Below are 19439 nucleotides of genomic sequence, written 5' to 3' on the forward strand. Positions count from 1 at the left end.
GGAGCTGCCGACCGTCGCCAAGGCGGCGGTGGAGTGGATGCTGGCTCGCGCGAACGGCTAACCGGCTGCCGCGATGGGGGCGAACATCGCCCCGGTCGCGCGCGCGAGGTCGGCCGGGGCGAGCTGCAGCTGCAGCCCGCGCCGCCCCGCCGAGACGTACATCGTGGCGAGCTGCTGCGCGGAATGGTCGACGACGACCCGCAGCCGGGATCTCTGCCCGATCGGCGAGATGCCGCCGATCACGTAACCGGTTGCACGCGCCGCCGCGGCGGGCTCGGCCAGCTCGGCCCGCTTGCCGCCGACTGCGGCCGCCAGCGCCTTGGGGTCCAGCCGGGCGGACACCGGCACGACGGCGCAGGTGAGCGTGCCGTCCACCGTGGCGATCAGTGTCTTGAACAGCTGCGTTGGATCGACGCCGAGCGCCGCCGCGGCCTCGTCGCCGAACGCGGCCGCGCGCGGGTCGTGGTCGTACGGATGCAGCGTGAAGGCGATGCCGAGCCGGGTCAATGCGACCGTCGCGGGGGTGCCGGTGGCCATTGCGGGAATGTAGCGGCGAGGAGGAGGCCGGAATGCCACGGCCGGGCGCCTCGTTGCACTGACGAACGCCCCGACCAGGAAAGAGCTGTCATGACGGTGTCTGCACCCATCAGACCCCACGGTGTCGTTGATGCGATCCGGCCCCTCGGTACGCCGACCACCCGCGCGATATTCTCCACGCGGGACACCGAAGGGAGCAGCGTGGCAGAAGAGACGGTCGAGGCACGGCGCGCACGGTTCGAGCGTGACGCGCTGCCGTTCATCGACCAGCTCTACGCAGCGGCGATGCGGATGACCCGCAACCCGTCCGACGCCGAGGATCTGGTCCAGGAGACCTACGTCAAGGCGTTCGCCGCGTTCCACCAGTTCACCGAGGGCACGAACCTCAAGGCGTGGCTGTACCGCATCCTCACGAACACCTTCATCAACACCTACCGCAAGAAGCAGCGGCAGCCCCAGGAATCGGGCAACGAGGACGTCGAGGACTGGCAGCTCGCGCGCGCCGAGTCGCACTCGTCCACCGGGTTGCGCTCGGCCGAGATGGAGGCGCTCGACCACCTGCCCGACTCCGACGTCAAGGACGCGCTGCAGGCCCTGCCGGAGGACTTCCGCCTCGCCGTCTACCTTGCCGACGTCGAGGGCTTCGCCTACAAGGAGATCGCGGAGATCATGGGCACGCCGATCGGCACCGTGATGTCCCGCTTGCACCGCGGCCGGCGTCAGCTGCAGGAGCTGCTGGCCGATTACGCCCGTGATCGCGGGGTCACCCGCGCCGCAGCCGGGAGTGAGTCATGAGCCGCATGGGTTTCGGGCCGGGCGGCATCGACTGCGACGAGGTACTGCGCGACGTCTACCTCTACCTCGACGACGAGCAGAACGACGATCTACGCAACCGGGTGCGCCAGCACCTGGCCGCGTGCCCGCCCTGCCTGAAGCACTACGGCCTCGAGCAGGATGTGCGGGCGCTGGTGGCCCGCTGCTGCGGCGGTGACCAGGCGCCGGCCAGCCTGCACGAACGCATCCGGGTGCGCATCACCGAGGTCTCGATCGAGACCGCCCACCTCGAGTACCGCGCCGAATAACGCCCGGGCCGCGGACGGCGGGCTGACGGCGCAGCGAACCGCGACCGCAAGGTCAGGCAAGGGTTGGGTCAGCTGCCGGCGAAGCCGAGCTGGCGCCACGCCTCGTACACCGCGACCGAGGCTGCGTTGGCGACGTTGAGCGACCGGCGCCCGGGCAGCATCGGAATGCGCACCCGGCTCGTCACGTCCGGGTGCGTGAGGATCTCGTCGCGCAGGCCGTCCGGCTCCGGGCCGAACATCAGGACGTCGCCGTCGCGGTAGTCGATGTCGGCGTACCCGACGTCGCCGCGGGCGGTGAAGGCGAACACCCGGGCCGGCCGGACCGCCTGCCACAGGGCGTCGAGGTCCGGATGCACGGTGACGACCGCGAGGTCGTGGTAGTCCAGCCCGGCACGCCGCAGCCGGGCGTCGTCCATCTCGAACGCGAGCGGCTCGACCAGGTGCAGATGGGCGCCGGTGACCGCCGCCAGCCGGATCGCATTGCCAGTATTGGGCGGGATCTTGGGTTCGACGAAGACGATGTGCAGCACGGCTAGGTCCTACCAGCGACTCCCTCCGCGGCCACCGTTGCCCGGTCCCGATCGCGTCGCGTCACCGGTGCAGCGTCGGAGTAGAAGTCGGTCGGCTCGGTCTCGTCGGTGCCGGCCGGCGCCCGGACTGCCCGCAGCACCAGCGTGACCAGCACCGCGACGAGCACGTTCAGCACCAAGGCCGTGACGCCGATGTAGAGCTTCTCGTCGGTGAACGGGAACGGCGCGGTGGACGAGCCGAAGTGCCGCATACCGTGCAGTGCCTTGACCGGCTTGCCGTCGGCGCCCTGCGTCACGACGACGTTGGGGATCTGCTGCCGGTACGCCTGCACCGTGCCGTAGATCATGCCGGTCGCCCAGCCGGCCAGCAGCCCCCAGCGGTGGAACCAGCGGGTGTAGAGGCCCGGCACGATCGTGGTGAGGGTCTGCAGGATCCACACGCCACCGAGCAGCTGCAAGTTGATCGCGTTCTGCTTGTCGAGTCCGAGCACGAACAGCAGGGCGCCGAATTTGACCACCAGCGACACGATCTTCGCCACCTGCGTCTCGTGCTTCGGCGTCGCCGAGCGCCGGAAGTACTCGCGGTAGACGTTGCGGGTGAACAGGTTCGCCGCGGCGATCGACATGATCGCGGCCGGCACGAGCGCGCCGATGGCGATGGCCGCGAACGCGACGCCGGCGAACCACGACGGGAACGCGAACGCGAAGAAGTGCGGCACCGCGAGCTGGCCGTTGCTGACGCCGTCCTGCCCGTAGACGGTCATGTTGCCCTGCTTCACCTCGTAGATGGCGGCGAAGCCGAGCAACGCCAGCAGCGCGAGCAGCAGCGAATACGCCGGCAGGATGGCGGTGTTACGGCGGATGACGCCGCGCGTGCGACTGGAGAGCACCGCCGTCATCGAGTGCGGGTAGAGGAACAGCGCAAGCGCGGAGCCGAACGCCAGGGTGCCGTAGGCCCAGTACGAACCCGGCCCGGTGGTGAACAGGCCCGGTGGTATGTGCGTCTTCGGGTCCGGCGTCGTGAGCTGTTGCTTCGCCGCGTCGAACATGCCGCCGAAGCCGATCTTGACGCCGATGTAGACGACAGCCACCACGATGACGATGTAGATCAGCGTGTCCTTGACGAACGCGATCAGCGCCGGCGCGCGCAGGCCGGACGAGTACGTGTAGGCCGCCAGCACCGCAAAGGCGATGATCAACGGCAGGTCCTTCGCGATCGTGTTGCCGCTGCCGCCGAGGCCCATCGTGTCGAACACCGCCTGGATGCCGACGAGTTGCAGCGCGATGTACGGCATCGTCGCGACGATGCCGGTGAGGGCGACGGCGAGCGCCAGCGTGCGGCTGCCGAACCGGCCGCGCACGAAGTCGGCCGGCGTCACGTAGCCGCGGCGGTGCGCCACGCTCCACAGTCGCGGTAGGAACACGAACACGATCGGGTAGGCGACGATCGTGTACGGCACCGCGAAGAACCCGGCCACCGCGCCGGTGGCGAACATCGCCGCCGGCACCGCGACGAACGTGTAGGCGGTGTAGAGGTCGCCGCCGAGCAGGAACCAACTGACGGCGGTGCCGAAACCGCGGCCGCCCAGGCCCCATTCGTCCAGGCTCGCCATCGACTGCCCGCGGCGCCAGCGCGCGGCGATGAAGCCGACGACCGTCACCAGTACGAAGAAGAACAGGACCACACCGAGCTCGACACCGTTGACCGGGTGCCCGGACGCCACGGCGCTCACCGCCGGCCCGCTTTCTTGATCAACAGGTAGGCGGCGATCGTGAGGACGGGCGTGATGAGCACCCACATCACCTGGTACCAGTAGAAGAACGGCCAGCCGAACAGCTTCGGTGTCTCGCTCGAGTAGGTCGGTACGGCCGCGAGTGCGATGCACGGGATCGCGAGCAACACCGCCACGGCGATCCCGACCCCGATCGGCAGCCGTGGTGGCCGGGCTGGCGGTTGCACGGGCACCATCTCGTCCTCGGGCGCGCTCGACATCGGTGTCGCCTCCTCGCTCACCCGCGACGCGGGCACGCCGCGCGGCGCATCGGACCCTAGTCCAGATTGCCCGGTTTGCGCGGCCGGTCGCGCGGGCCGGCGCGAGCGACCGGGCCGTGGATGGCACGCTTGCAGGGATGTCCGCCCTCACCGACACGCTCGCCGCGCGCACGCCGTTCAGCGAGGCGCAGGTCGAGCACGTCGCGCGGCTCGTGGGGGAGTGGCAGCTGCTGTCCGACCTGGCGTTCTCGGACCTCCTGCTCTGGGTGCCGGTCGCGCTGCCCGCGGCGGAGGCCGCGGACGTGCCGGCGTTTTTGTGCGTCGCGCAGTGCCGTCCGACGACCGGCCCGACCGCCTACCAGCACGATCAGGTGGGGGTGGTGCTCGCCGGCGACCGGATCGCGGCGATGCGCACCGCGTTCGTCGAGGGCCGCATCTTCCGTGAGGTCGATCCGGACTGGGACGGCGACCTGCCGATCCGCCGCGAGGCCATCCCGGTGCGCTTCGGCGAGGAGGTGATCGCGGTGCTCGGCCGCGACGCGAACCTGGCGAGCGTGCGCACCCCCAGCGAGCTCGAACTCGCCTACCTGCAAAGCGCCGCCGATCTCGCCAGCATGATCGCCGATGGCACCTTCCCGTCGCCGGGTCCGTCGGCCGAGGAGGGCACCGGCCCGCGCGCCGGCGACGGCCTGGTGCGGCTGCAACCGGACGGCACGATCATCTACGCCAGCCCGAACGCGCTCTCGGCGTTCATCCGGCTGGGCGTCACCGGTCCGGTGCTTTCCGAGCCCGTGGACGCGCTGACCGGGACCGTCGCCGACGACCCGTTCGACGCGAGCGACCTCGCGGTCGCTGTTGCCGAGGCGATCGACGGCGGGCACCCGGCGAGCACCGAGATCGAGGGCGGCGGCGCGATCATCTTGTTCCGCGCGCTGCCGCTGCGCCCGCGCGGCGAAACCCTGGGGGCGTTGCTGCTGATGCAGGACGTCACCGAGCTGCGCCATCGCGACCGGCAGATCATGAGCAAGGACGCGACGATCCGCGAGATCCACCACCGCGTGAAGAACAATTTGCAGACCGTGGCCGCGTTGCTGCGCCTGCAGGCCCGGCGGGTGTCCGTACCCGGCGCGCGCACCGCGCTGGAGGAGTCGATGCGCCGCGTGCAGTCCATCGCGTTGGTGCACGAGACGCTGTCCGTGTCGATCGACGAGACCGTCGACTTCGACGACGTCGTCGACCGGTTGCTGGTGATGCTCAGCGACGTCATGGGCTCGGCCGACCGGGTGTCGGTGCAGCGTGCCGGGACGTTCGGAGTCATTCCCGCCGAGTTCGCCACCGCGCTGGTGCTCGTGCTGACCGAGCTGGTGCAGAACGCGATCGAGCACGCCTTCCCCGACGATCAGGCCGGCGCGGTCTCGGTGGGCGCCGAGCGCGATCGCGGTGAGCTGCGAGTGGTGATCCGTGACGACGGCGTCGGCATCCCCGTCGACTTCGATGCGTCGAAGACAGACCGGCTCGGGCTGCAGATCGTCAACACCCTGATTTCGGCCGAGCTCGAGGGCGGGGTTCAGTTCCGCCGCGCCACGCCCGAGGGCGGGACGACCGTCACCGTGACGATGCCGACCGCTCGACGGGCCGGCTGAACTGGCGGGTCAGGCGAGCCGGGCGGTGCGGGTGCGGGCGTTGCGCCGTTTCAGGGCGCGTCGTTCGTCCTCGGACAGACCACCCCACACGCCGGCGTCCTGGCCCGACTCCAGGGCCCACGTCAAGCACTCCTGAATGACGGGGCAGCGTCGGCACACTGCCTTGGCCTGTTCGATCTGCAGCAGCGCGGGGCCGGTGTTCCCGATGGGGAAGAACAGTTCCGGGTCCTCGTCGCGGCAGATCGCGCGGTGCCGCCAATCCATTACAACGTCTCACTCTCGACTCGATTCGAAGACACCCTCCGGGGGCGTGCCCTCGCTTGTGAATCCTTTCACGAGCTCGCCCGCCGTTCAAGGAATTCGGCCGACTGCGTGCCACATCACGGCGCTCGCGGCGGTCGAATCAGCGCGTTTCCGGGCTCGGCGAGCTGATAACCGGGGATTCAGTGCTCGCGCAGAACGCTACGCGAGTCGTTGGCATCGGTCGACCCCAGGCGAACGGGATCGTTCGTTTTCACGCCGGATCAGGCGCCGGGACGACGACTCGGACGGCATCGCGCACCGACCGGAAGGTGATCTTCTCACGCTCGTCGAGCGCGTCGCCGTCGACCTGGAACGGCAGTCCGGCGTCGCTGCGCACGGTGAACTGGTCGAGGTCGTGGACGACGAAGGCGCCGCGCGCACCGACGCGGGGCCGGCCGCCCGACATCCGCGCCATGCTGAACAGCATCCCGGGCGTGCTCATCCGGCGCCGCGCGTACAGCGCGAGGTCCGTGTCGAAGCTCACCTGCGGCGTGGGATGCAGCGGACGGTTGCCGACGTAGGTCCACGGGTCGGTGTTCGTGACGATCGCGAAATAGACGTCGTCGAGCGTGCGGCCGTCGGGCAGGTCGACGTGCAGCTGTGGATGGCGGCGGTCGGCCCGCAGGAACTCGCGCACGCCGACCTTCGAGTAGAGCACGTGCGTCGAGCGCTTGCCCTTGCGCCGGGCGCGCTCGACGCCGTGCACGATCGCGGCGTCGAAGCCGAGGCCGGCGGCGAAGCAGAAGTAGCGGTCGTCGGCCTGGCCGAGGCTGACCGGGCGCCGTGCGCCGCTGCGCAGGCCCTCGAGCAGCTGGCCGGTCGCCTCGATCGGGTCGTTGGCGAGGCCGAGCGCCCGCACGAACACGTTGGTGGAGCCGGCCGGCACGATGCCCAACGCGGGCACCCGCGCGTGCAGCCCGTCGGTGAGCAGTCCGTTGATGACCTCGTTGACGGTGCCGTCCCCGCCGAGGGCGACGACGACATCGGTGCCGGCCCGCATCGCCCGGCAGGCGAGCGCGGAGGCGTGCCCGCGGTTCGCGGTCTCGACGACCTCGATCGTGCCTTCGCCGGCGAGTGCATGGGCGAGAACGTCACGCTCGCGGGCGCTCATCGCCGTGGCGCGCGGATTCACGACGACGAGAATCCGCATCAGCGCAGCCTACGGGTTTACCGCCACGCGCGGACACGCGTTCCGGGGGGCCGCCGATATCGTGGCCAGGTGAGCGAGGACCCTGCGCCGCGCGTCGAGCAGCCGACGCCGGACGACAGCGTGCCGAAGCCGCTGCGCCTCGCCGCGGTCCTGATCGGGCTCGAGGCGCTGGCGCTGGTCGGTGCCGCCGTGGTGCTGGTCATCAAGACCGTCGGCGGCAACCCGGCGAGCGTCGGACGGGCGCTGTCCGGCGCGCTGCTGGCGGTGCTCGCCGCGGTGGTGCTGGTGTTCGCCGCGCGTGGGCTGCTCCGGCTGCGTCCGTCGGCCCGCACGCCGGTCGTCGTGCTCCAGCTGCTGGCGGTTCCGGTGTCCTGGACCCTGGCGTTCCAGGCGGGCCGGGTCGGCTACGGCGGGCCGATCCTCGTCGTCGCGGTGGCCGTGCTGTATCTGCTGTTCACCCCGCCGTCGCGGGCAGCGCTCGACCGACCCGACCCGCGGTAGCTCAGCTGCGGCGGCGGCGCTGTTCGACCTGTGGCTCCGGCGCGCCGAGGCTCTCCCGCAGCCGCTTGAGCCCGCGGGCCACCAGACGCGACACCTGCATCTGCGAGACCCCGACGATCGCTGCGATCTCGGTCTGCGTCTTGTTGGCGATGAACCGCAGCAGCAGGATCTCCCGCTCGGCCTCGGGCAGCTTGGCGATGACCTCGCGCAGCATCGCGCGCTGCTCGACCTGATCGAAGCCCTCGTCGGTGATGCCGAGCATCGGGTGTTCGGGCACCGTCTCGCCGGGCGCGGCGAGAACGTCGAGCGGGACGCCGGAGTAGGCCCGTGCCGCGTCCAACGCCTCGAGCACGGTGTCGTGGTCCGCGCCGATGCGCTCGGCGAGCTCGGGCACGGTCGGCGCGCGGCCGAGTTCCTGGCTCAGGTCGGCACGCGCCGCGTTCAGCGTCGTCTGCAGCTCCTGCGCGCGCCGCGGCACGTGGATGAGCCAGCCGGTGTCGCGGAAGTGCCGCTTGATCTCGCCGAGGATGGTGGGCGTCGCGTACGTCGAGAACTCGAGCTGGCGCTCCGGGTCGAACCGGTCGATCGCCTTGATCAAGCCGATTGCGCCGACCTGCACGAGGTCGTTCATCGGCTCGTTGCGCCCGGAGAAGCGTCGGGCCAGGTACACGACCAGCGGCATGTGCAGCTCGACGAGCTGGTCGCGCAGCGTGCGGCGTCGCGCGCTGTCCGCGGGCAGCTCGTGCAGCTGCGCGAGCAAATCGCCGGCGTGGGCGCGCTCGTCGCGGCCCGGCCGTTGGGCCTCGGTCACTGCGGTGCTGCCTCACTACGCTTCGTGACCGTGATCGCCAGGCGGCCGTCGGCCTGCGCCACGTCGACGCTCGACGCCAGCGCGTCGAGCACCGTCCACGCGAAACCGCCGCGGTCGGGCTGGGCGCCGTCGGCGTCCGCCGGGCGCACGGACGTGCTCACCGCGATCGAGCCGCTGCCGAGCCGGAACTGGCACTCGAGCCCCGCCGCGGCGTCGCTGTGCGGCAGCAGCAGGGCGCACGCCTCGTCGACGGCGAGGCTGAGGTCCTCGATGTCGTCGACGGTGAGGTCGCAGCTCGCCGCGAGGCTCGCAGCGGTGCGGCGCAGCGTCGAGACGAAGAGCACACGCGCCGGAACCCGCACCTCGACGACGTCCTCGCTGTCGTCGGCGTCGTTCGTGAGTGTGGCGTCACCGGCCTCGGAGCTGGTCATGTCGGTAGTCAGTCCTTTCGGGCCGCGGGGTTGGTCATGTTCCAGTGCACGATCACCGGCTGGCCGTGGTACATCCCGAGCTGGGAGGGTGCGGCCGTGCCGAGGAGCAAGTTACCGCCTCCGCGTGCGGACATGCCCACCCAACGCGCGCCGAGCACGCGGCTGAAATGCCCGTGGCCGACCAGGACGACCGGTCCCTCGTGCATGGCCTCGCCGGCTCGGGTCAGCACGCGGTCGGCGCGCGCGGTGATGTGCTCGACCGTCTCGCCGTTCGGCACGCCGTGGGTGAACAGGTCCCAGTCCGGGTCGTGTTCGCGGATCTCGTCGGTGGTACGGCCCTCGTAGTCGCCGTAGTCCCACTCGACCAGGTCGTCGTCGATCACGACGTCGGTGAACCCTGCGTACCGCGCGGTGTCCTGGGCACGCGAGCGTGGGCTGCACAGCACCAGCGCAGGCCGGACATCGCCCAGCATGCCGTTCATCGCCTTGGCCTGCTCGATGCCGTGCTCGGTCAGCGGCACGTCGGTGCGCCCGGTGTGCTGGCCGGAGATGCTCCATTCCGTCTCGCCGTGGCGCAGCAGCCACAGCTGCGCCGAGTCGGGCAGGTCGGGTGCAGCGAAGGCCGGCCCCTCAGCGGGGCCGGCCTCCTGGTCCGTCATGCGGATTTCCCGTCAGGACGCGTTCTTCGTCTCCCAGAAGATCTTGTCGATCTCGGCGATCTGGTCGAGCAGCTTCTGGCCCTCTTCCGGGTTGATCTCACCCTTGCCGCCGGCCGCGCCGGCCTGCTTCGTCGCCTTATTGAACAGCTCGTGCAGCTGCGGGTACTTCTCGAAGTGCGGCGGCTTGAAGTAGTCGGTCCACAACACCCAGAGGTGATGCTTGACGAGCTCGGCGCGCTGCTCCTTGATGATGATCGCGCGGGTACGGAAGACCGGATCTTCGTTGCCCTGGTACTTCTCCATGATCGCCTTGACCGACTCGGCCTCGATGCGGGCCTGGGCCGGGTCGTAGACGCCGCACGGCAGGTCACAGTGCGCGTAGGCGACGGTGGATTCGCGGAACAAACGCATATCGTTGACCCCCAACGAGTCGGTGGATGTCGGTCGCGCTGTTTGCGACCCATCACGTGTTTCCGACCCTACTACCGGCGTCCGGCCCGCTCGGAGGTGCACATCACCGCGCTGCTGCCGTGGCAGTACGTCACCGTGCGCGGGCCGTCGATGGTCCCGGGCCTGCGCGACGGCGACGCCGTCGTGGTGCGGCACGGCGCGGCGATCCGCGCCGGCGACGTCGTGCTCGCGCGGTTCGCGACGATGCCCGATCGGCTGGTGATCAAGCGCGCGGTGCGCCGGGACGGCGACGGCTGGTGGCTGGCGTCGGACAACGCCCTCGCAGGCGGCGACAGCGCGAGCCACGGCGTGGCCGACGTACTGGCGCTTGTGACACTGCGGATCCGCCGCGGCGCTGCCCCGTGGCGGGTGTCGGTACGCAGGGTGCGCACCTTGCCGCCACCGGCCGACGTGGCAGACTCCACGGTGCGGGCGAACCCCGAATAGCCGACGCTCCTGCGCCGTAACCTGGCCAGGCAACCGACAATCGCAGGCTGGAGCAGTGGTGGGGTTCGATCCGGACAGTCCTGTCTTCCGGGTGCACGCGGGCGGCAAGCTGACCGTGCGCAGCACGATGCCGCTGACCGACCGCGAATCGCTGTCGCTCGCGTACACGCCCGGCGTCGCCGAGGTGTGCACCGCGATCGCCGCGGACGAGTCGATGGCGCGCACCTACACGTGGCGCTCGCGGCTCGTCGCGATCGTCACCGACGGCACGGCCGTGCTCGGGCTCGGCAACATCGGCGCCGCGGCGTCGCTGCCGGTCATGGAGGGCAAGGCGGCACTGTTCAGCGAGTTCGCCGGGCTGAATGCCGTGCCGATCGTGCTCGACACCACCGACGTCGACGAGATCGTCGAGACCGTCGCGCGGATCGCGCCGTCGTTCGGCGGCATCAACCTGGAGGACATCTCCGCACCGCGCTGCTTCGACATCGAGCAGCGGCTGCGGGCGCGGCTGGACGTGCCGGTGTTCCACGACGACCAGCACGGCACCGCGATCGTCGTGCTCGCGGCGCTGCGCAACGCGGCGGCGGTCACCGGCCGGCGGCTCGAGGACCTGCGCGTGGTCGTGTCCGGCGCGGGTGCGGCGGGCGTCGCGTGCACCAAGATCCTGCTCGCGGCCGGCATCGGCGACATCGCGGTGGCCGATTCGCGCGGTGTGCTGCACCAGGGCCGTACGGAGCTCACGCCGGTCAAGGCCGACCTCGCCGCGGTGACCAACCGGTCGGGCCTGACCGGTTCGCTCGACGACGCCTTGGCGGGTGCCGACGTGTTCCTGGGCCTGAGCGCCGGCGCGGTGGGCGAGGCCGCGGTCAGCGCCATGGCCCCGAACGCCATGATCTTCGCGCTGGCCAACCCGACCCCCGAGGTCGAGCCGACGGTCGCGCATCGCTACGCGAGCGTCGTGGCCACCGGGCGCAGCGACTACCCGAACCAGATCAACAACGTGCTGGCCTTCCCGGGCGTGTTCGCGGGCGCGTTCGACGCCGGCGCTCGGATGATCACCGAGAACATGAAGCTCGCCGCAGCAGCGGCGATCAGCGAGGTGGTCGGCGACGAGTTGTCGCCGACACACATCGTGCCGTCGGCGTTCGACGAGCGGGTGGCGCCGGGCGTCGCCGCCGCAGTTGCGGCACAGGCAATCCGCGACGGCGTCGCCGACCTCGCGCTCGCCGGCGATCGGTGAGCCCGGCGCGGGTCCCGGTCAGCCGCTGACCTTGACCCCGCCGCTCGTGGAGACCGTGATCTTCTGTCCGGCGAAGATGAGGTCAGGGTTCTTGCCGATGACGGTCTTGTTCCACGCGTACAGCGGCTGGTACCCGTGCAGGTGGAACCAGCGGGCGATGGCCGTCAGGTTGTCACCGCGTTTGACGGTGTAGGTCATCGTCTTCGTTTTCGCCTGCGGCTTCGCCGAGCTGCGCGGTGCGGTGTGCGCGGCAGGTGCGGTCGGCAACGCCGCCGGCGTGGTTGGAGTCGACGACGCGGAACTGCTCGCACCGGACGTGGAACTGCTCGCACCCGACGTGGAACTGCTGGGCACGGTCAGGTCAGCGGCTGCCCGCGAGGTCCGGTGCGTCGTACCCGTACTCCCGCCGGTGGTCAGCGCGATCACGAGTGCGAGGCCGCCGGCCAGGATGAGGCCCCCGATGAGCAGCGCCAACGGTGTAGCCCGGCGAGTTATTCGCGCGCTGTTGTGCGAACCCATGTGCTTCTTATCCCCACTTTCACCCGTCCTGCACGTGCGCGGCACCGGCGGCGCCGCGCATCAGCCTTCCACGTCGTCGGCGTCGTCATCGCGGGCGAGCCAGGTGGCCAACCGGTCCACGGCGGTCTCGAACTCCGGATGCGTGTCGACGAACTGCTGCAGCCGAGCGCCCAGCCATTCGACCGACACCTGCTCCTCGCCGCGCCGGTCCACCAGCTCCTCGATGCCGCGGTCGGTGAAGTACACGGGTCAGACCTCGCTCGGGTAACGCACGTCCACCTGGCGGCGCGCCTCGTCCAGGACCTCCAGGATCGCGACCGTCTCGTCCAGCGGAACGAACGGGCTCTCGAGCAGGCCCGCCTCGAGGCAGCGGCCCACCTCGGCGACCTCCAGCCGGTAGCCGTTGCCTTCGGCCGGCGGCCCTGAAACCTCCTCGGTGTGTCCCTCGTTCGTCCCGTGCGCGCGCTCGTGCACGAGCAGCCGTTGTGGGCGGTGGATGCGCGGCTCGATGGCGAGCCAGCCCTCCGTACCGGTGATCACCGCGGCCAACGGGCTCGTGCCGGCGGCGCTCGTGTAGATCTGCGCGATGCGCCCGTCCGCGTATCCCCACTGCAGCGCGGTGGTCAGGTCCGAGCCGGTCGGCGAGAGCGATCCGGTGGCCGCGACGGTGTCCGGGCGGCCGAGGAACAGCCACGCCACGGTCACCGGGTAGATGCCCATGTCCAGCAGCGCCCCGCCGCCGGCGGCGAGGTCGAACAGCCGGCTCGCCGGGTCGTAGGGGAAGTACCGCGAGAGGTCGGTACGCGCGCCGAGCACGTCGCCGATGCGCCCGCCCGCGACGAGGTCGAGGGCGGTGCGGATCAGCGGGTTGAGCCGCGTCCACATGGCCTCCATGCAGAACAGCTGCCGCTCGCGCGCCAGCGCCACGATGTCGCGCGCCTGCCCCGCGTTGAGCGCGAACGCCTTCTCCACCAGGACGGGCTTGTCGGCGTGCAGCGCGAGCCGTGCGTGCTCGTGGTGCTGGCCGTGCGTGGTGGCGACGTACACGACGTCGACGTCCGGGTCGGCGACCAGTTCGGCGTAGCTGCCGTAGGAGCGCGCGGCGCCGTGCGCGGCGGCGAACGCGGCAGCGCGGTCGGCATCGCGGGCGGCGACGGCGTGCACGGCATGCCCGGGAGTTGCCGCGATGTCCGGTGCGACGGTTCCGGCGATGCCGCCCGCGCCCAGAATGCCCCAGCGGATCAAGCGAAGGCCTGGGCCACGACGTCCTTCTGCTGCGCCTCGTGCACCGACGCCGAACCGACGGCCGGCGATGCGGACGCCCTGCGCGACGCTCTGCGCAGGCCGCGGCCGCCGAGCTCGTCGGGCAGGTGCAGTGCCATGAACGGCCACGCCCCCTGGTTGGCCGGCTCCTCCTGGACCCACACCAGCTCGGCGTCGGCGGGGAAGCGGTCGAGTTCGGAGCGCAGTTCGTCGGCCGGCAGCGGGTAGAGCTGCTCGACGCGGACGATGGCGACGTCGGTGCGCTGCTGTGCCTCGCGAGCGGCGACGAGGTCGTAATAGATCTTGCCGGCACACAGGAGCACCCGCCGCACCGATCCCGGGTCGACCGCGCTGTCGCCGGTCGTCGAGTCGCCGAGGACCGGGTGGAACCGCCCGTCGGTGAACTCGTCGAGCTGGCTGACGGCGCGCTTGAGGCGCAACAACGATTTCGGCGTGAACGCGATCAGCGGTCGGCGTACCGACGACAGGCCCTGGCGGCGCAGCAGGTGGAAGTAGTTGGCCGGCGACGAGCACATGGCCACCGTCAGGTTGTTCTCCGCGGCCAGCTGCAGGAACCGCTCGGGGCGGCCGGAGGAATGGTCCGGGCCCTGTCCCTCGTAGCCGTGCGGCAGCAGCAGGCTGATCGCCGAACGCTGGCCCCACTTGACCTCGCCGGAGGAGATGAACTCGTCGATGATCGTCTGGGCACCGTCGGTGAAGTCGCCGAACTGCGCCTCCCAGCAGACGAGCGCGTCGTCGCGGACCACCGAGTAGCCGTACTCGAAGCCCATCGCCGCGAACTCGCTGAGCAGCGAGTCGTAGGTGAAGAACGACGCACTGGGGTGCTGGTCGTCGCCGAGGTCGCGCAGCGGCGTGTATTCGTCGCCGGTGTTGCGGTCGATCAGCACGGCGTGCCGCTGGGTGAACGTGCCGCGCCGCGAATCCTGACCGGTGAGGCGTACCGCGCGGCCGTCCATCGTCAGCGAGCCGAAGGCGAACAGCTCGGCCGTCGCCCAGTCGACGTTGCCCTCGCTGCCCATCGCCACCCGGCGGTCGATCTGCGGCTTGAGCCGCGGGTGCACCGTGAAGCCCTGCGGCGGATTGGCGTAGGCGTCCGCGATGCGTTTGATCGAGTCGAGCGGGATGGCCGTGGTGATCTGCTGCGCCGGCGCGTCGCGTTGCGTTTCGGGCTCGGGCGCCGGCTTGTCGCTGGTGTTGCGGGTCTCGACGAACACCTTCTCCAGCTGCGACTGGAAGTCCTTGAGCGCTGCCTCGGCGTCGGTGAGGGTGATGTCCCCACGGCCCACCAGCGCCTCGGTGTAGAGCTTCCGCACGCTGCGCTTGTTGTCGATGATGTCGTACATCAGCGGTTGCGTGAACGAGGGGTTGTCCGCCTCGTTGTGCCCGCGGCGCCGGTAACACACCATGTCGATCACGACGTCCTTGCGGAACTCGCGGCGGTAGCGCACCGCGAGCTCGGCGACGCGCACGCACGCCTCCGGGTCGTCACCGTTCACGTGGAAGATCGGCGCCGCGATCATCCGCGCGATGTCGGTGCTGTAGAGCGACGAGCGTGACGACGACGGCGAGGTCGTGAACCCCACCTGGTTGTTGACGATCACGTGCACGGTGCCGCCGGTGCGGTAGCCGCGCAGTTGCGAGAGGTTGAGCGTCTCGGCCACCACGCCCTGGCCGGCGAACGCGGCGTCGCCGTGCATCATCAGCGGCAGCACGGTGTAGCCGTCGTCGCCCTTGTCGAGCAGGTCCTGCTTGGCCCGCACGATGCCCTCGAGCACCGGGTCGACGGCCTCGAGGTGCGACGGGTTGGCCGTCAGCGAGACCGCGATCTCGTTGCCGGAACCGGAGGTGAACGTGCCGTCGGCGCCGAGGTGGTACTTGACGTCGCCCGAGCCCTGCGCGGTGCCCGGGTCGATGTTGCCCTCGAACTCGTTGAAGATCTTCGAGTACGGCTTGCCGACGATGTTGGCGAGCACGTTGAGCCGGCCGCGGTGCGGCATGCCGATGACGACTTCGTCGAGCTCCTGCGCGGCGGCCTCGGCCAGCACGGCGTCGAGCAGCGCGATGACGGTCTCGGCGCCCTCGAGCGAGAAGCGCTTCTGCCCGACGTACTTGGTCTGCAGGAACGTCTCGAAGGCCTCGGCCGCGTTCAGCCGCTTGAGGATGTGCAACTGCTCGTCGTGGCCGGGCGCGGCGTGCGCGACCTCGATGCGCTGCTGCAGCCACTTGCGCTGCTCGGGATCGGTGATGTGCATGTACTCGACGCCGACCCGGCGGCAGTACGCGTCACGCAGGACGCCGAGCACGTCACGCAGCTTCATCAGCTTCTCGCCGGCGAAGCCGCCCACCGGGAACTCGCGGTCGAGGTCCCACAACGTCAGGCCGTGCTCGGTGATGTCGAGGTCGGGGTGCTTGCGCACCTTGTACTCGAGCGGGTCGGTGTCGGCCATCAGGTGGCCGCGGCTGCGGTAAGAGTTGATCAGCTCGATGACCCGCGCGTTCTTGCCGATCTGCCCCTCGTGCGAGGTGTCGCGGTCGACGCGCCAGCGCACCGGCTCGTAGGGGATCTTCAGCGCGGCGAAGATCTCGTCATAGAACTCGTCGGCCAGCAGCAGCTCGTGGATCTTGCGCAGGAACTCGCCGGACTGCGCGCCCTGGATGATGCGGTGGTCGTAGGTCGAGGTCAGCGTCATGATCTTGCTGATCGCGCGGTCGACCAGTTGGTCGGGGTTCATCCCGCTGAACTCGGCCGGGTAGTCCATCGAGCCGACGCCGACGATCGTGCCCTGCCCGGCCATCAGGCGCGGCACGGAGTGGTTGGTGCCGATGGTTCCGGGGTTGGTGATGCTGATCGTGGTGGCGGCGAAGTCCTCGGCGGTCAGCTTGCCGTTGCGGGCACGCCGGATGATGTCCTCGTAGGTGTTCCAGAACGTCGCGAAGTCCATCGCGTCGGCGCCCTTGATGGACGCGACCACCAGCGAGCGCGAGTCGTTCTTGCCCACCAGGTCGATGGCGATACCGAGGTTGACGTGCTCCGGGACGGTGACCGCGGGCTTGCCGTCGACGTCGCCGAAGGCGCTGTTCATCTCCGGGTGCACGTCGAGCGCCTTCACGACGGCGTAGCCGATCAGGTGCGTGAAGCTGATCTTCCCGCCGCGCGCACGCCGCAGGTGGTTGTTGATGACGACGCGGTTGTCGAACAGCAGCTTCGCCGGCACGGCCCGCACGCTGGTGGCGGTCGGGACGTGCAGCGACTGCTCCATGTTGGCCACGACGCGGGCCGCGGCGCCGCGCAGCTTCTCGGTACTCGCGGCGGTGGGGTCGGCCGGTGTGCTGCTGTTGCTGGCACCGGTGCCCTTGGGGTCGGCCTGCTTGACGGCGGGTGCGGTGCCCGGCGTCGGCTTGGCCTGCGCGGGTTGCGTCTTCGGCTGCGCGGGCTTGGCCGCGGGCGCGTCGGACGGGGTGGCCGGCTTGGCGTCGGACGGTTTGGCGTCGGCCGTGCCGTCGACCGGCTGCGCGTCGACGGGTTTCGGGGCGACGGCGGCGGCGCCGTTGGTGCTGGGGGTCTGTCCGGCGCTCGGCCGCGGGCGGGCGCCGTTGGTGGTCGGTGGCGCCTGCGCATCGGTCGGCTGGCCGCCGTTCTGCTGGTCACTGCCCTGGCTGCTGCCCGGCTGACCCGGGCGGTAGTCGGCGAAGAAGTCGTGCCAGGCGGCGTCGACGCTGTCCGGATCGGCGACGTAACGCTCGTACATGTCCTCGACGAGCCACTCGTTCGCGCCAAAATCCCCGGCAGAGACGGGGTTCGCGGCTCGGGCTTCGGTGCTTGCGGGCTGCGCTGACTGTTCCGTCGTCGCCACTGTTGCCTGGCCGTCCTCAGCTGGTTCGGGTGCGTTGCCGAGGATCGAGCCTACGCGGTCAGGTGATGTCGCGGTTGAGCGTGAACGCGGCACCGATGATCGCCGGCACGAACGCCCAGAGCAGCAGCACGACGACGCCCGCACCGGTCGACAGCACGTGCACGCCGTCGGTGACCTCGGTGGAACCGGTGGTGTGCAGGATGCCGGCGCTGGCGCCGCCGGGGGTGAACGGCCATGCCTTGCGCACACCGGGGATGGCGAGCAGCACGTTCTCGATCACCAGCAGGAACACGATGCCGACGACCACGGCGACGATCTGGTTGCGCAGCAGGGCACCCACGCCCAGCCCGACGATGCCGTACAACGCGACGACGCCGAACACGCCGACGATGGCGTGGATCACGTCGGAGTTGCCGAAGTCGACGTCGATGTTCTTCGCCGACAGCCACGGCACGGCAACAGCCAGCTGCACCGCGACCGACACCAGCGCGTAGCCGACGCCGAGCAGCGCGTACGTGATCATCTTGGCGGTGACGATCGCCCAGCGCGACGGCGTCTGCAAGACGGTGGGCGTGATGGTCTGGTAGCGGAACTCGGTCGTGACGCCGAGGACGCCGAGCACGAATACGAGGATGTCGGCCTGCACCGACGAGGTGAACAGGTCGGGCACGTCCGCGGCGGTGCGCACGCCGTCGTGCGGCGCGATCTGGGCGACGACGAGCAGCGCGCTGACAGCGACCGTCGCGAGCAGCAGCCAGAACCAGACCTGCGTCGTGCCCAGCTTGCGGAATTCCGCGCGGACGAGGCGGATCATCGGGCGCCTGCGGCTGTCCCGGGCGGCGGTTGATCCTGCCCATGGTCGGCGGTGAGCGCGAAGAACAGGTCTTCGAGGTCGAAGCGCTCCGTGGCGAGCTCGTGCAGCTCGACGCCCGCCGTGAAGGCGCGGTGGCCGACGTCGGCGGCCTCGATGCCGCGGACGCGAAGCGTGTCGGCGTCCAGCTGCTCGACCTGCGCGTCCGGGGCCGCGGCGATCGCGGCCTGCAGCGCGGGCAGGTTGGGGGAGCGGACCTGCACGCTGTCGGTGCCGGCCATCAGCTCGGTGATGGATCCGGAGCGGACCAGCTGCCCGCGGTTGAGGATCACCACGCGGTCGGCGATCTCCTGCACCTCGTTGAGCTGATGGCTGGACACGAGCACGGTGCGGCCCTCACCGGCGAGATGCCGCAGCAGCCCGCGCAGCCAGCGGATGCCGTCCGGGTCCAGGCCGTTCGCGGGCTCGTCGAGGATGAGCACCCGCGGGTCGCCGAGCAGCGCCTGCGCCAGCCCGAGCCGCTGCCGCATGCCGAGCGAGTAGCCGCGCACCTTGCGCCGCGCGGCATCGCCGAGCCCGACGAGTTCGAGCACCTGGTCGGCGCGCTGGTCGGGTAAACCCGCGACGGTGCACATGATCCGCAGGTGGTTGCGCGCTGTTCGTGCCGGATGGAAGCTCGACGATTCCAGCGCTGCGCCGACCGCGTTCGTCGGAGTGGGCAGGTGCTTGTAGACCTGGCCGTCGATCGTCGCCCGCCCGCTGGTCGGCGCGACGAGCCCGAGCACCATCCGCAACGTGGTCGTTTTGCCGGCGCCGTTCGGCCCGAGGAAGCCCGTCACCGAGCCGGGCTCGACGGTGAAGCTGAGCCGGTCGACGGCGCGCACCTGGCCGCCGAAGACCTTGGTCAGGTCGTCGACGACCACGCGGCCGCGCGCCTGCTGATCGACCGATGTCATGTGCTCATTCCATCATCAACTCGGTCGGCCGGCGGGAAATCGGCGCACGCTGCCCGCCATCACGCCGCGCGCTGAGCTCCCGGCGATCGAGCACGCGCGAACCACCACAGGTCGATTTCGATCGTCCGGTTGGTGTGCGGCGCTGGTCCACTGCTGATCGGCGGATCGCATCCAGGCACAGCCGGCGGCGCGTTGGCGTAGGTGTGTCCGGTGGGTGTGGTGGTGGTGATGGTGTGGT

The 19439-nt window shown here is 70.4% G+C and carries 22 protein-coding genes; 6 read left to right on the forward strand and 16 right to left on the reverse strand.

The features are described from left to right. Nucleotides 1-57 precede the first annotated feature (57 nt). Nucleotides 58-537: a Cys-tRNA(Pro) deacylase gene (gene ybaK, locus ACFFCN_RS13090; RefSeq protein WP_375492240.1), complete on the reverse strand. Its 480-nt coding sequence runs from the start codon at nt 535-537 to the stop codon at nt 58-60. 90 nt (nt 538-627) lie between these two features. On the opposite strand from ybaK, the gene ACFFCN_RS13095 reads away from it, so the two are divergent. Both ACFFCN_RS13095 and rsrA read left to right on the forward strand, forming a co-directional pair. Beyond that, nucleotides 628-1332 (forward strand): sigma-70 family RNA polymerase sigma factor, encoded by a 705-nt coding sequence (locus ACFFCN_RS13095; protein WP_375492242.1) that lies wholly within the window; start codon nt 628-630, stop codon nt 1330-1332. Continuing rightward, nucleotides 1329-1619, forward strand: coding sequence for a mycothiol system anti-sigma-R factor (rsrA, locus tag ACFFCN_RS13100; protein ID WP_375492244.1), 291 nt, complete (start codon nt 1329-1331; stop codon nt 1617-1619). The genes ACFFCN_RS13095 and rsrA overlap by 4 nt, the downstream gene beginning before the upstream one ends. A 68-nt stretch (nt 1620-1687) precedes the next feature. Here rsrA and ACFFCN_RS13105 read toward each other — a convergent pair whose 3' ends face one another. Genes ACFFCN_RS13105 through ACFFCN_RS13115 form a run of 3 tightly spaced genes read right to left on the reverse strand, consistent with a single transcriptional unit; the run spans nt 1688 to nt 4142 of the window. After that, nucleotides 1688-2149 (reverse strand): tRNA (cytidine(34)-2'-O)-methyltransferase, encoded by a 462-nt coding sequence (locus tag ACFFCN_RS13105; RefSeq protein ID WP_375492245.1) that lies wholly within the window; start codon nt 2147-2149, stop codon nt 1688-1690. Nucleotides 2150-2151: 2 nt separating this feature from the next. Next, on the reverse strand, nt 2152-3882 hold the full coding sequence (mctP, locus tag ACFFCN_RS13110) for a monocarboxylate uptake permease MctP (RefSeq protein WP_375492247.1): 1731 nt from the start codon (nt 3880-3882) through the stop codon (nt 2152-2154). Beyond that, nucleotides 3879-4142 (reverse strand): DUF3311 domain-containing protein, encoded by a 264-nt coding sequence (locus ACFFCN_RS13115; protein WP_375492249.1) that lies wholly within the window; start codon nt 4140-4142, stop codon nt 3879-3881. Before ACFFCN_RS13115 ends, mctP begins: the two co-directional genes overlap by 4 nt. Nucleotides 4143-4279: 137 nt before the next feature. Here ACFFCN_RS13115 and ACFFCN_RS13120 point away from each other — a divergent pair, with 137 nt between their 5' ends. Then, nucleotides 4280-5785, forward strand: a complete 1506-nt coding sequence (locus ACFFCN_RS13120) for a sensor histidine kinase (protein ID WP_375492251.1) — start codon at nt 4280-4282, stop codon at nt 5783-5785. A 9-nt stretch (nt 5786-5794) separates the two neighbouring features. Here ACFFCN_RS13120 and ACFFCN_RS13125 read toward each other — a convergent pair whose 3' ends face one another. Continuing rightward, a complete protein-coding gene (locus ACFFCN_RS13125; protein WP_375492253.1) occupies nt 5795-6049 on the reverse strand; it encodes a WhiB family transcriptional regulator in 255 nt (84 codons plus the stop codon). Nucleotides 6050-6299: 250 nt separating this feature from the next. Beyond that, complete coding sequence (locus ACFFCN_RS13130; protein ID WP_375492254.1) at nt 6300-7238, reverse strand: diacylglycerol/lipid kinase family protein; 939 nt, start codon at nt 7236-7238, stop codon at nt 6300-6302. Between the two features lie 69 nt (nt 7239-7307). On the opposite strand from ACFFCN_RS13130, the gene ACFFCN_RS13135 reads away from it, so the two are divergent. Next, nucleotides 7308-7739, forward strand: coding sequence for a hypothetical protein (locus ACFFCN_RS13135; RefSeq protein ID WP_375492256.1), 432 nt, complete (start codon nt 7308-7310; stop codon nt 7737-7739). Nucleotide 7740: 1 nt separating this feature from the next. Here the strand turns inward: ACFFCN_RS13135 and ACFFCN_RS13140 are convergent, their stop codons facing one another. The 4 genes from ACFFCN_RS13140 to sodN are packed head-to-tail and all read right to left on the reverse strand — an operon-like array spanning nt 7741 to nt 10051. Next, on the reverse strand, nt 7741-8550 hold the full coding sequence (locus ACFFCN_RS13140; protein ID WP_375492257.1) for a SigB/SigF/SigG family RNA polymerase sigma factor: 810 nt from the start codon (nt 8548-8550) through the stop codon (nt 7741-7743). Beyond that, nucleotides 8547-8981, reverse strand: a complete 435-nt coding sequence (locus ACFFCN_RS13145) for an ATP-binding protein (protein WP_375492259.1) — start codon at nt 8979-8981, stop codon at nt 8547-8549. The genes ACFFCN_RS13140 and ACFFCN_RS13145 overlap by 4 nt, the downstream gene beginning before the upstream one ends. Before the next feature lie 8 nt (nt 8982-8989). After that, on the reverse strand, nt 8990-9640 hold the full coding sequence (locus ACFFCN_RS13150; protein WP_375492261.1) for a histidine phosphatase family protein: 651 nt from the start codon (nt 9638-9640) through the stop codon (nt 8990-8992). A gap of 12 nt (nt 9641-9652) precedes the next feature. Then, nucleotides 9653-10051, reverse strand: coding sequence for a superoxide dismutase, Ni (gene sodN, locus ACFFCN_RS13155; RefSeq protein ID WP_375492263.1), 399 nt, complete (start codon nt 10049-10051; stop codon nt 9653-9655). A gap of 96 nt (nt 10052-10147) precedes the next feature. Between sodN and ACFFCN_RS13160 the strand changes: the two genes are divergently transcribed. Then, nucleotides 10148-10537: a S24 family peptidase gene (locus ACFFCN_RS13160; protein WP_375492264.1), complete on the forward strand. Its 390-nt coding sequence runs from the start codon at nt 10148-10150 to the stop codon at nt 10535-10537. Between the two features lie 55 nt (nt 10538-10592). Next, nucleotides 10593-11777, forward strand: a complete 1185-nt coding sequence (locus ACFFCN_RS13165) for an NADP-dependent malic enzyme (protein ID WP_375492266.1) — start codon at nt 10593-10595, stop codon at nt 11775-11777. 18 nt (nt 11778-11795) lie between these two features. Here ACFFCN_RS13165 and ACFFCN_RS13170 read toward each other — a convergent pair whose 3' ends face one another. From ACFFCN_RS13170 to ACFFCN_RS13195, 6 genes are read right to left on the reverse strand one after another with little or no spacing between them, the layout of a single operon-like run. Then, complete coding sequence (locus ACFFCN_RS13170; protein ID WP_375492268.1) at nt 11796-12296, reverse strand: LysM peptidoglycan-binding domain-containing protein; 501 nt, start codon at nt 12294-12296, stop codon at nt 11796-11798. A 60-nt stretch (nt 12297-12356) separates the two neighbouring features. Then, nucleotides 12357-12542: a DUF6104 family protein gene (locus tag ACFFCN_RS13175; protein WP_375492270.1), complete on the reverse strand. Its 186-nt coding sequence runs from the start codon at nt 12540-12542 to the stop codon at nt 12357-12359. Between the two features lie 3 nt (nt 12543-12545). Then, complete coding sequence (locus ACFFCN_RS13180) at nt 12546-13541, reverse strand: Gfo/Idh/MocA family protein (RefSeq protein WP_375492271.1); 996 nt, start codon at nt 13539-13541, stop codon at nt 12546-12548. After that, nucleotides 13538-17434 (reverse strand): multifunctional oxoglutarate decarboxylase/oxoglutarate dehydrogenase thiamine pyrophosphate-binding subunit/dihydrolipoyllysine-residue succinyltransferase subunit, encoded by a 3897-nt coding sequence (locus tag ACFFCN_RS13185; protein ID WP_375492273.1) that lies wholly within the window; start codon nt 17432-17434, stop codon nt 13538-13540. Before ACFFCN_RS13185 ends, ACFFCN_RS13180 begins: the two co-directional genes overlap by 4 nt. A gap of 58 nt (nt 17435-17492) precedes the next feature. Further along, nucleotides 17493-18248: an ABC transporter permease gene (locus ACFFCN_RS13190; protein ID WP_375492277.1), complete on the reverse strand. Its 756-nt coding sequence runs from the start codon at nt 18246-18248 to the stop codon at nt 17493-17495. Further along, nucleotides 18245-19201: an ABC transporter ATP-binding protein gene (locus ACFFCN_RS13195; RefSeq protein ID WP_375492279.1), complete on the reverse strand. Its 957-nt coding sequence runs from the start codon at nt 19199-19201 to the stop codon at nt 18245-18247. Before ACFFCN_RS13195 ends, ACFFCN_RS13190 begins: the two co-directional genes overlap by 4 nt. Nucleotides 19202-19439: the final 238 nt, after the last annotated feature.

Source organism: uncultured Jatrophihabitans sp. (assembly GCF_964246335.1).
Lineage (GTDB): Bacteria > Actinomycetota > Actinomycetes > Mycobacteriales > Jatrophihabitantaceae > Jatrophihabitans.